Source organism: Cetobacterium somerae ATCC BAA-474 (genome assembly GCF_000479045.1).
In the GTDB taxonomy this organism is placed as follows: Bacteria; Fusobacteriota; Fusobacteriia; order Fusobacteriales; family Fusobacteriaceae; genus Cetobacterium_A; species Cetobacterium_A somerae.
Map to the genome: position 1 here is coordinate 1 of NZ_KI518163.1, position 11,982 is coordinate 11,982.

General features: G+C 29.2%; 12 protein-coding genes and 3 tRNA genes. 1 reads left to right on the forward strand and 14 read right to left on the reverse strand.

Going from position 1 to position 11,982, the window contains the following annotated elements; all coding sequences use genetic code 11:
* Positions 1–66 precede the first annotated feature (66 nt).
* From HMPREF0202_RS07205 to HMPREF0202_RS07235, 7 genes are all read right to left on the reverse strand, one after another.
* Positions 67–555 carry a hypothetical protein gene (locus HMPREF0202_RS07205; protein ID WP_023052395.1) on the reverse strand — a complete coding sequence of 163 codons (489 nt, stop codon included), beginning with the start codon at positions 553–555 and terminating at the stop codon, positions 67–69.
* A 104-nt stretch (positions 556–659) separates the two neighbouring features.
* Complete coding sequence (locus tag HMPREF0202_RS07210; protein WP_023052396.1) at positions 660–1,760, reverse strand: FomA family porin-like outer membrane protein; 1,101 nt, start codon at positions 1,758–1,760, stop codon at positions 660–662.
* Between the two features lie 374 nt (positions 1,761–2,134).
* Complete coding sequence (rpsI, locus tag HMPREF0202_RS07215; RefSeq protein WP_023052397.1) at positions 2,135–2,533, reverse strand: 30S ribosomal protein S9; 399 nt, start codon at positions 2,531–2,533, stop codon at positions 2,135–2,137.
* 16 nt (positions 2,534–2,549) lie between these two features.
* The gene (gene rplM / locus HMPREF0202_RS07220) at positions 2,550–2,984 is read right to left on the reverse strand and encodes a 50S ribosomal protein L13 (protein WP_023052398.1); all 435 of its coding nucleotides are present in this window, start codon (positions 2,982–2,984) and stop codon (positions 2,550–2,552) included.
* 114 nt (positions 2,985–3,098) lie between these two features.
* Complete coding sequence (locus HMPREF0202_RS07225) at positions 3,099–3,710, reverse strand: acetate uptake transporter (protein ID WP_023052399.1); 612 nt, start codon at positions 3,708–3,710, stop codon at positions 3,099–3,101.
* A gap of 97 nt (positions 3,711–3,807) precedes the next feature.
* Positions 3,808–4,755 carry an ROK family protein gene (locus tag HMPREF0202_RS07230; RefSeq protein WP_023052400.1) on the reverse strand — a complete coding sequence of 316 codons (948 nt, stop codon included), beginning with the start codon at positions 4,753–4,755 and terminating at the stop codon, positions 3,808–3,810.
* Between the two features lie 11 nt (positions 4,756–4,766).
* Complete coding sequence (locus HMPREF0202_RS07235; RefSeq protein WP_023052401.1) at positions 4,767–6,254, reverse strand: carboxypeptidase M32; 1,488 nt, start codon at positions 6,252–6,254, stop codon at positions 4,767–4,769.
* Positions 6,255–6,394: 140 nt separating this feature from the next.
* Here HMPREF0202_RS07235 and trpS point away from each other — a divergent pair, with 140 nt between their 5' ends.
* Positions 6,395–7,378 carry a tryptophan--tRNA ligase gene (trpS, locus tag HMPREF0202_RS07240; RefSeq protein WP_023052402.1) on the forward strand — a complete coding sequence of 328 codons (984 nt, stop codon included), beginning with the start codon at positions 6,395–6,397 and terminating at the stop codon, positions 7,376–7,378.
* Between the two features lie 35 nt (positions 7,379–7,413).
* On the opposite strand, the gene HMPREF0202_RS07245 is transcribed toward trpS, so the two are convergent.
* From HMPREF0202_RS07245 to HMPREF0202_RS07275, 7 genes are all read right to left on the reverse strand, one after another.
* Positions 7,414–7,490: transfer RNA gene (locus HMPREF0202_RS07245), tRNA-Arg, on the reverse strand.
* 52 nt (positions 7,491–7,542) lie between these two features.
* Positions 7,543–7,634 (reverse strand) — tRNA-Ser (locus tag HMPREF0202_RS07250).
* Positions 7,635–7,642: 8 nt separating this feature from the next.
* Positions 7,643–7,726 (reverse strand) — tRNA-Ser (locus HMPREF0202_RS07255).
* A 91-nt stretch (positions 7,727–7,817) separates the two neighbouring features.
* Entirely contained in the window at positions 7,818–8,519 is a 702-nt protein-coding gene (locus HMPREF0202_RS07260) for a hypothetical protein (RefSeq protein WP_023052403.1), read from the reverse strand.
* 66 nt (positions 8,520–8,585) lie between these two features.
* The gene (locus tag HMPREF0202_RS07265) at positions 8,586–10,238 is read right to left on the reverse strand and encodes a sensor histidine kinase (protein WP_023052404.1); all 1,653 of its coding nucleotides are present in this window, start codon (positions 10,236–10,238) and stop codon (positions 8,586–8,588) included.
* 20 nt (positions 10,239–10,258) lie between these two features.
* A complete protein-coding gene (locus HMPREF0202_RS07270) occupies positions 10,259–10,936 on the reverse strand; it encodes a response regulator transcription factor (protein WP_023052405.1) in 678 nt (225 codons plus the stop codon).
* An 81-nt stretch (positions 10,937–11,017) separates the two neighbouring features.
* Positions 11,018–11,854, reverse strand: coding sequence for a phosphate ABC transporter substrate-binding protein (locus tag HMPREF0202_RS07275; protein ID WP_023052406.1), 837 nt, complete (start codon positions 11,852–11,854; stop codon positions 11,018–11,020).
* Positions 11,855–11,982 lie beyond the last annotated feature (128 nt).

An 11,982-nucleotide genomic window follows, 5' to 3' on the forward strand; every position in this document is an offset into this window, starting at 1 on the left:
GTCTGCGGTGTTTCCCGCTGACAAAAATAATAATACCATTTTTTTTACATTATGTCAATAACTTTTTTATTTTTTTATAAAATTATAAAATTCTATTAACTCTTCTGTATATTTTACTCTCTGAAAATAATCATTAGGATATTTATTTTGCGCTTGATTATCTATATAAGCCTTTATATTTTCAGGAAGTTTTGATTCTTTCATTATTTTTTTATACTCTATTTTTTTTTCGTTATTTATTTTTTTTATTTCTTCGTTTTTTTTCTCTTTTTTAGAAACTTCTTTTACATCATAATAAAAATGTTTGTAAATAATTTCATAGTCTGTCCCATATTTTTTTTCTAACCTTATAACTTCATTATCTATCTTCTCTTTTGAAAGTCCCTCTTTTTCTCCCAAAGAAACTATTCTTTTATAAGCTCTCTCTTGATCTCTAACATATATGCTCGAATTATCTTGAGTATATGAGTTTTTTTCAATGTTATTATTAACTCTTTCTGGAACGTTAGCTATTAAAACTGTTGATGTTATAAAATACAATAAGAATTTTTTCATTTTTCCTCCTCATATTAAATATTATTATAAAAAAATTTCCTTGTAAGAATTATTCTTACAAGGAAATAATATTTTAAACTTAATTTCTACTATTATCTATAGAATTAGAAGTTTACTTTCATACCAGCGAATGCGTATGGTTGCCATCTCCAGTCATTAGCTGAAGATTGGTTTTCGTTATCCCAGTTTCTATACTCTGCTCCAACTCCACCGTTTAAAGAAACAGCAGGTGTTAATTGGTAATTTATAGCTACATTCATAGATGTATATAAGCTATAAGTATCTTTATCAGATGTTTTTAATCCTGTTTCTTTATTGTATCTTGCATATTGACTAAATACATACGGATCATATCCACCCTCAAAGTTGAAATCTAAATTATAGTTATCTGTTGAGTATAACGCAAATGTTCTATATAAGTAAAGCTCCCATGTTACAACAAACTCTTTATCTGTTGTTGAATCTGCTCCTTTTTGAATCTTATCAGATTTATTATAGAAGTTTTGATCTAAATATAAAGTTCCATCCCAAGTAAATCCTAATGGTAAGTTACCTGCGTACTCGATATCTAAACCAATTGTATTTAAATAATCTCCACCATTATCTGCTGCCATTGAGTGATATAAGCTCGGTGCTAAAACTATTTTAGATAATAATCCACCTTTATTTTGGTAAGCTGTATATCTTAACATATACTCAAAGTTTTGAGAATCATTTTCTTCATCTCTATATTGTAATCTAGAAGTTAAAACATCATTATGCTTATAAGAATATCTTAATCTAGTTTCTGTTCCATAATCTTTTCCTAATTTTTTCTCAGTTGAAGATGATGACTCTAAATTAGTATAATCTCTAATTCTTCCTTCTAATTTAGAATTTTCAGTCATTTGAATACCAAAAGATGTTTGAAGTCTTGCTCTGTTATTCGCCCCTCTATTCCATGTATCTTGGTTTGTGTCTGGTAAGTTTCCTATTGGATTTCTTACAATTTTATCTCCATGCCCTTCAGTTTCTCCGTATGCTCTGTACTCTAATCCGATGTATCCAGATGGTCTGAAAGCTTCCTCTACTACTACCTCTTCAACCACGTCTGCTACTACTACTACCTCTTTCGATACTTCTACTGGTGCTACTACAGCTTCTTTTGCAGATGCAGTTGCTCCAACTACTAATAAAGAACCTAATAAAAGTGCTAACTTTTTCATATAAATTCCCTCCAGTTATTATTTTTTTTAGAAATCCCCGTTTTTGAATTTCTCCCGTTACCTAGTTTATACAATATTTTAATCTTTTTGTAAATATTTTTTTATTTTTTTCCAAACTTTTTACTCACTTTTTACGTCTACTCTGTTTACTCTTAAATCATTTTTTTAATTAAAAATCCACTTTTTGTAAAATAACACTTTATTTTACAATATTTTTTCAACTCACACTTCACTGAACTTATAGTCATTAGCTTTTTAACATATATTTTTTTTATCTTTAAATTTATTATATATATTTATTTTTTTATTTCTTAAAATAAAAAAAAGCAGATACATAATTGTATCTGCAATAATTTTTTTGAATAAAAAAGCGATTATCTCTTTGAGAATTGTGGAGATCTTCTTGCTTTTCTCTTTCCGAATTTCTTTCTCTCTACCATTCTTGAGTCTCTTGTTAAGAAACCAGCTTCTTTTAAAGCTCCTCTTAAAGTCTCATCAGCTTCTAGTAAAGCTCTTGATAATCCGTGTCTGATAGCTCCAGCTTGACCAGCGTTTCCTCCACCGATTACGTTTACTTTAACTTCAAACTTATCTAAAGTTTCAGTTAATGTTAATGGTTGCTCAACGATTTTAGAAAGTAACTCTCTTCCACCGAAGTAGTCTGCCATAGTTTTTCCGTTTATTTCAATTCCTTTTCCACCAGGAATAAGTCTTACTCTTGCTACTGAAGTTTTTCTTCTTCCAGTTCCTCTATATTGAATCATTTCTGCCACTGTCAATCCCTCCTAATTAAAATTCTACCTTTACTGGTTTTTGTGCAGTATGAGCGTGCTCAGCTCCAACAAATATTCTTAATCTTGTTAACTGCTCTCTTCCTAATCTGTTCTTTGGAAGCATTCTCTTAACAGCTAGCATTAAAGCTTCTTTAGGATTCTTTGCAAGAATCTCTTCTAATCTTCTTTCTTTTAATCCACCAGGGAATCCTGAGTGACTGTAGTAAACTTTATCTGTTAATTTCTTTCCAGTTACAGCTACCTTTTCGATATTTGTAACGATTACGAAGTCTCCTCCGTCAATATGTGGAGTGTAAGAAACTTTATCTTTACCCATTAATTTTTTAGCTATTTCTGCAGCTAATCTTCCTAAAATTTTTCCTTCTGCGTCGTATTGAACGAATTCTCTTACAACGTCTTCTTTTCTTTGCATTGCAGTGTATTTCTTCACGTTTTTTTTCCTCCTCGAAAATAGTTATATTTTTTAATATAACGAACGGCGTTCCTTTGTGGGAAAGGATTTATTATACCTATATATTATATCTATTTTTTCCTTTTTTGTCAATTACTTTTTGAAGATTCCTAAAGGTTTTCCTAGTGGTAAAAACTCTCTTCCAAAAGTTTTATTTAAAACATTTGCAGCTGATCCGTAGAATGACATCATAGCTATTGCAAACTCTGATACTGCAGCTAATGTATGCATTGCATGAGGAGCAATTCCAAATGTTGTTCCAGCTAATCCTATAAATAGGAAGTCAATTAATATAAATATTATTAATAATGTTTTATTAGTTTCAACAGCTCCAACTGTCATGTATAATGTGAATATTAAATATCCTATAAATACAAATCCAAAAGCTTTAGGGTCTGCTGCAGCTTTCATAGCTTCACCAAATACTCCAAGTTGTATCATCCAGCTCATAGCCATTCCAAACCAGAAGAATGCATATCCACCAAACGCTGTAGTTCCAAATACATTTCCATGTTTAATATCATTTAAACAAGCTATTAACTGAACAAAAGCTCCTAAAAATATTGCCCAAGGAATTACTAACGATACTCCACTTACAATTCCAAACTTATTTGCTGATGCTACCAATGTAACTATTGCAAGACCTAATAGTCCTAATGCTGAAGGGTCTGCTACTTCAATTTTTACATGATTGTTTTGATTCATTTTCTCTTTTCTTACTCCTTAATTAATTTTTTTACGCAAGGAGTATTTTAACCTTTTCATAAAACTTTGTCAACAAATACTTAACTTTATTTATTTTTTATATTGTTAATGCTGAAGCTCCTTTTATTCCTGCATCATTCCCAAGTTGTCCTAATTTAATTTGAAGATTTTCAATTGTTATTCCTAGGGCATAATTTGGTAGTTTTTCTTTTACTTTATCTAACAAAATATCTCCAGCTAAAGCTACTCCTCCTGATAAAATTATTACTTCTGGATTTATAATATTTAAAACATTTCCAATTCCCATAGCAAGATATTCTGAAACATAATCGACAATTTCTAAAGAGAATTTATCTCCTTTTTTAGCAGCATCAAAAACATGTTTAGCTTCTAATTTATTTAAATCACCATCTATTAATCTATAAAGTTCATTATTTTTATTTATTTGTAATCTTGATAAAGCTTCTCTTATTACTCCTGTAGCTGATGCATAAGCTTCAAAACACCCTTTTTGACCGCATCCACATACTTTTCCTTCTTTTTCTAATTTCATATGGCCAATTTCTCCACCTGCACCAGTTGCACCGGAAATTAATTTACCATCTATAAATATTCCACCACCAACTCCTGTTCCAAGAGCTATTGTTACACTTTTAGAATATCCTTTTCCAGCTCCATACAAAGTTTCTCCTAGAGCTATTACGTTAACATCATTATCCAATCTTGTTTTTATTCCAGAAATCTCTTCCATTTTTTCACTAATATTTATATTTTTTTCCCAAGGGAAATTAGCAAAAAAACCAACTTTTTTCTGATCAATAACTGGTCCAGGTATCCCCATACCAATACCTTTTATCATATCTCTAGATATATCTAACTCATCTGATAATTCTAAAACAGTACCCCAAATTTTATTTAAAGTATAATCTACTCCCTCTATTGATTCTGTTTTTATGCTTGTACTTTTTAAAATATCGCCATCAGAATTTAGTATTCCAATTTTACTATTAGTACCTCCAATATCTATTCCTACAAAATATTCCATAAAACTCCCTCCTAATTATAAATATTTTTATATTTTTCTTTTAAATACTCTATATAATATTCTGGATTTAATTCTTCTCCAGTTACTGAAACCATAATCTCTTTAGGTGTTTTCAACTTTCCATATCTATGAATTTTTTCTCTTAACCATTCTTTAATTCTTTTTAATTCTCCTCTTTCCAATGTTCCTTCTATATTTATATCTTTTTTCATAGCATTTAAAATTTGAAGTGAATATACATTTCCTAAAGCGTATGATGGAAAGTATCCAATAAGACCACAAGACCAATGAACATCCTGCAAAACACCTTCAGAATCTGTTGATGGAACTACTCCTAAATATTCATACATTTTTTCATTCCAAACTCTTGGTAAATCTTTTACCAAGTATTCTCTTGATAAAATCCCTTTTTCAATTTCATAACGTATCATTATATGTAGTGAATACGTTAATTCATCTGCTTCAACTCTGATTAAAGATGGCGAAACTTCATTTATTCCTTTATAAATCTCTTCTAATGTTAACTTTGATAATTCACTATATTTAAATTTACTTTTTTCTAGAATCCCAAACCAAAATTCCTTACTTCTCCCAATAATATTTTCATAAAATCTCGATTGAGATTCATGTATACCCATAGAGGCTCCATCAGATAAAATCGTATCTTTTAAAATTTCATCTACTCCCTGTTCATATATTCCATGTCCACCCTCATGAATAGTACTAAAAACACTTGAAAACGGAAAATCTTTTAGATATCTCGTTGTTAATCTAACATCATCTTTATTTACAGTTAATGTAAATGGATGAGCACTTTCTGATAAAACTCCTCTTTCTAAATCAAACCCAATATACTCTAAAATCTCTTTTGAAAAAAGCTTTTGATTGTATTCTGAAACTTCAAACTTCACTTTCTTTTGAAAGTCTCTTTTGTTTTTATTTACTTCTTTTAATAAAGGTACAATCTCTTTTTTTAATTCTGCAAAAAAATTATCTAGCTTTTCAACGTTCATTCCCTTTTCATAATCATTCAAAATTTCTGAATAAACATCCTCTTTTATTCCTCTATACTCTATAAACTTTCGATTAAAATTAAAAATTTGCTCTAAAATAGGAGCAAAACTTTCAAAATCATTATTTTCTCGAGCTATCTCCCATATCCCTTGAGCTTTAGCTGTAAGTTCAGAGTACATTTTATACTCTTCACTAGGTATAACTTTTATTTTTTCAACTTCTTCTTCTAAAAGTTCTATCTCTCGTTTTATTATATCATCTAATTTTTCTTCATTTTTTTTCAATTCTTTTAACATCTCTAAAAACTCTTTAGAAGTAGTTAAATTATAGCTCTTTAAGCTTAATTCTCCTATCATTTCAGAGATCAATTTATAACCACCTTTTGGTGCTTGGGTTTCCAAATCCCATTGAAGTAAAGCTAACATAGAGTCTATTATTTTTTTCTCTTTTATCATTTCTCTAAATTTATTTATTTTCTCTTCCATAATTCCACTCCTTTACCCTTTTACTTAATTATATTGAATTTTTTCTTCTTTAACAAGATTTTTCACGTTCTATTGATAATTTTAGTAAAATAATGTAAACTTATATATAAAAATATAATAATAGTATAAAAGGAGTTTTTATGAAAAGAAGTATATCTGGTATCCAACCCAGTGGAATATTACATTTAGGAAACTATTTTGGAGCCATGAAACAGTTTATAGAAAACCAAGATAAATATGAAGGTTTTTATTTTATTGCAGATTATCATTCACTTACATCTCTTACTGATCCAAAAGCACTTAGAGAAAACTCTTATAATATAGTTTTAGATTATTTAGCTTTAGGACTTGATCCTGAAAAGTCAACAATTTTTTTACAATCAGATGTTCCTGAACATACAGAGCTTATGTGGTTACTTTCTAACATTACCCCTGTAGGTCTTTTAGAAAGAGGTCATTCATACAAAGATAAAGTTGCTAAAGGATTTACACCTAATACAGGACTTTTAACTTACCCTGTTCTTATGGCTGCCGATATACTTATGTATAATGCCGACATTGTTCCAGTGGGAAAAGATCAAAAACAACATCTAGAAATGACAAGAGATATTGCACTAAAATTTAATCAGCAATATGAAGTTGAACTTTTCAAACTTCCTGAGCCTCAAATTTTAGAAGATTTAGCTGTTATTCCTGGTACTGATGGACAAAAAATGAGTAAATCATATGGTAATACAATTAATATGTTTGCATCTAAAAAAGAGCTTAAAAAGCAAATTATGAGTATTGTTACTGATTCTACTCCTTTAGAAGAACCAAAGGATCCAAATAACAATATTGTTAAACTTTACGAACTTTTTGCAACTAAAGAACAAGTTGAAGAGATGAAAAATAAATTCGTTGCTGGAAACTATGGATATGGACATGCTAAAACTGAACTTTTAAATGCTGTTCTTGAATACTTTAAAGATGCTAGAGAAAAAAGAGAAGAATTAGTAAATAATATGGAATATGTGGAAGAAGTTCTTGCTAAAGGAGCTGCTAAAGCTAGAGAAATTGCTAAAGCACAAATAACAGCTGCAAAAAAAGCTGTTGGATTAATAGGAAATGCATATAATAAATAAAAAAAGACAGTGAAAACTGTCTTTTAATTTTTTTATGGCGCACCCGAGAGGAATCGAACCCCTAACCCCCTGATCCGTAGTCAGGTGCTCTATCCAATTGAGCCACGGATGCATATTTGTCTATAAAAAAAAGGTAGTCATTCTACCTTAAACTGCTTTTATAATGGCGGTGAAGGTGGGATTTGAACCCACGGTACGGGATTAACCGTACTCTCCCTTAGCAGGGGAGTGCATTAGGCCACTCTGCCACTTCACCATCCTTTATGGCGGAAGGTCAGAGACTCGAACTCTGAAGTCTTGCGACGCCGGTTTTCAAGACCGGTTCCTTACCAGTTAGGGTAACCTTCCGTACACAAAGATAGTATCATTTTTTTTATTAATTGTCAAACACTTTTTTTATTTTCAAAAAAAAAGCTGCCTTAAAAGCAGCTTTAATTAACTATTTTTCTTCAGTACCTGTTGTTTCAGTTACTTCTTCTTTATTTTCTTCCTCTTTTGGAATAGGATTTCCAAACATCCACTCAATTTGTCTTCTAACTCCAGTTAATTCTACAACTTGACCATCGAATTCTAATCTATCATTTTCAGGAATAGCTAAGAATCCATCCTCTATTGGAGCATCTTTTAATAAGTTATGCTGAATTTTTATAGCATTCTCAAACCCAAATGGTTTGAATTCTGTTTTTACACTTCTAATTAACTCATCATTTTTAGAAATCTCCTCCACTTGCTCTGGAGTGAATCTTCTTTGTGGTGGGTACTCTGCTATAAATAAAGTTTCTGTTTTTAAAAACTTTAATTCTTCTCCCTCTTTTTCAAATATATCTATTGTATATCTTCCTCTTGTTTTAACTAAAAATCTATCAATATCTACAATCTTTTTTCCAACACCTAAAGGGTCTACCATTGGTGTTAACTCCCCTCTTGATATTAAATCATCATCTGGTCCATTTAATCTAACTTCAAATACTGTTGGTTTTGTAATCTCCTCAAAAGTTAAAACAATTGATAATCTCATCATAGGATGAGGAAATATAGGTTGAATTATATTATCAAAAGAGCCAAATATATCTACAGCTCCTCCTACTTGTTGACTCATCTGAGCTGCATGTGCAACTATTATATTTTTTACCTTAGCCATCTTATCCCCCTTTTTGGTTGTTTTGTTCTAATTTACTATAGCATACCTGTTTTAATTTGTAAATTTTTATTTCAAGATTGTAAATATAAAAATAGTACCTTTTCCTTCTTTAGAAATAACATCTACTTTCCCTCCACATCTTTCAACCAATTCTTTTACAATGGAAAGTCCTAATCCAGTTCCAGCCTTATTACTTGTCCTTGCTTTATCTACTCTGTAAAATCTTTCAAATATTTTCTCTACATCTTCTGGTGAAATTCCTACTCCATTATCTTTCACACCTATTTTATACATACTTTTTGTTTCTATTATCGATATTTCTATTTCTGGTCTTAAGTCTCCTCTATATATAATAGCATTTTCAACTAAATTTTTTAAAATAGTCAAAACTTTTTCAAAATCAATTTTTAGTTCCCCATCTTTATTTAAAAGATTTAAACTATAAGTTATATTAGCTTCACTTGTTTTGATTCTTTCGTTTAATATTGCGTGTAGTTCTGTTTTTAATCTTGCCACTGGTACCTTTTCAATATTAACAATATTTGAGCTTTCAATCTTACTTATATTTAAGAAATCTGAAATTATATTCTCTAATTTGTCTATATTATTTTTTATAGTTTTTATAAACTGAATTTTCAATGGCTCAGGTGCATCTTCTAACGCAATTACATACCCTTTTATATTTGTTAGAGGTGTTTTTAATTCATGACTTACATTACTTATAAAAGTTTTTTGAACTTCTATCATTCCTTTAGTTTGAGTTATATCTTTTATAGATAATAAATATCTTTGATCTTGATCTAAAAATTTAACATTTACACTAAAATATCTTTTTAATCTTAAAATATAAACTTCAGATTTTTGATTCTGTTTTTCTCTTACACTTTTTTTTACTATATCTATAATTTCAATATCTTTTATTAAATTTAAATAATTCAATTTATCCTTTTCATAAAGATAATTAAATCTACTATTTTTAATTATTAATTGTAAATTTTCATCAAAAAGACATATTGAAGAATCTATAGATGTTATTATTTGATGTAAAATTCTCTTTTCTCTATTAAGATTAACTATATTTTCCAAATTTTGTTTTTGCCACTTTTGGACAATATCCCATAAATTGAGAATCCAAGGGTCTTTTTCAAAATACAGATTTTCTCCATTTCCTTTTTCTTTTAAAAAATCTTCAATAACTTCTATCTTTCTATACAAATCTCTTTTCAAATATTTTTTATAAAAAGCATGTATTATAAAGTTTAAAAATGTAAAAAATAAAAGTTCTGCAACTAAAATTATCTTTAACATTTTTAAAGTTTCTCCATAATTTTTAGAAACTCTTACAACTACTTTTTCTCCCTCTTTATTGCTTCTTTCAACTGCATAGTATGCCATAGTCTCATCTGAAATGGAACTTTTCCTTATATCAAATCCTATTCCAGCATTTTTTACTTCAAGAACTTCCCTTCTATTTCCATGATTTTCTAGCTTTCCTTCTTCATTATATTTTCTTGAATCATATATAACCTTTCCGTTTAAACCGATTATATTAAATCTCATATCAGAATTTTCAAATATTTGTTGGTAATCTTTTTTGTCATACTCCTTTATTAAATTAGATATAATAAAAACATTTTCTTTTAAGCTGTTTTTCACCCCATCTTTATACAAGTGAGATAGAAATGAAATATTAGTTATTACAAAAATTATTTCAATCATAACTATAAAAAATAAAGCGATTATCTCTTTTCTTCTAATCTGTATCCTACTCCTTTCACGGTTTTTATACACTCTGTTAAAAATGGTATTTTCTCTCTCAATTTAGATATATACACATCTACAGTTCGATCACCTGAATAATAATTACTTCCCCAAACTTTATCTAAGATTTTCTCTCTACTTACTACAATTCCTTTATTTTTAACTAAAAGCAAAAGTAAATCATACTCTTTCTTAGATAATTCTACTTCTTCACCGTTATTTGTAACTAAATGTTTATCTTCATCTATTTCTAAATCTAAAAATCTATTTCTTATTTTTTTATTTTTTTCTTGCTGATTAAGAAGTTTTTTTCCTCTTAAGAGAAGTTCTCTAGGATCAAATGGTTTTTTCATATAATCGTCCGCTCCAATTTCTAACCCTTTTAACACATCTTCAACTTCTGTTTTAGCTGTTAGCATAACTATGTAAGGAGTTCCGTACTCATCTTCCATCTCTTTTACAATCTTCGTAAAATTTATTCCATCTAAATTAGGTAGCATTAAATCTAAGATGATTAATTCATGTTTATCTTTTTTCAAATACTTCAAACCTTCTAATCCATCAGAAGCTACGGTTACTTTATAACCCTCTTTTGTGAAATAATAGTTTATTAACGCCTGTATCTCTAAATCATCTTCAACTACTAGTACCTTCATATCATCTCTCCCTATTTTTTCTTTTTATTATATCATAAATATAAAAAAGGTGTCCTTTTTTCATCAGGACACCTATACCTACTATTTTGCTGGAACAAATCCCTCATCAGCAACTACTCTTTGTCCATCTGCTGATAATGCAAAGTCAACTAATCCGTTTACATCTTTATTATCTGTATCTATAACATACCAATAGATTTCTCTTGCTATTGGATATTTTTTATCTGCTACATTTTGTACACTAGGTTCTATTGAATCTACTTTTAAACTCTTTACAGATTTGTCCATATATCCCATTCCTATATATCCGATTGCATATTTATTACTCTTCGCTTCTTGCTTTATAGCTTCATTTGAAGGCATATACAAAGTATTTTTACCATATTCTGCATCTTTCTTTGTATTCTCTTCTCTTATAATATGCTCTTTAAAAAATTCATGTGTTCCAGATGATGAATCTCTAGACAAAACAACTATTGTAGCATCGTCTCCTCCAAGCTCTTTCCAATTAGTAATCTCTCCTCTAAATATTTTAGCTAAATCCTGATGTGTTAAATCATTTACTTTATTTGAGTCATTTACTATTACTGTTATACCATCATACCCTAAAACAACTTCTTTTAATTTTAACCCTTTCTCCTCTGCTGCTTTTACCTCTTTATCCTTAATATTTCTAGATGCCATTCCTATATCTGCTGTTCCGTTTATTAAAGATGAAATTCCTACTCCAGATCCTCCACCTGTAACAGCAATTCTAGCATCCTTATTTTTCCCCATATACTCTTCAGCAATATATTGAGAAACATTTACTATTGTATCTGATCCTTTTACTTGAACAACTTTTGATGCCATTGCTGTTGTTGAATACGCTCCCATCATAGCCATTAACCCCATTAGAAAAAACTTTTTCATTTTCATCCTTAAACTCCTCCTAAATTTTATCTTTATTTTAATTTTTAATTTTCTATTCTTGAAAATAGTATAGAACATCAATGTTAATCTAATTTAAATTTAATGTAAAAAAACTGTAAAAAATTTTTTACAGT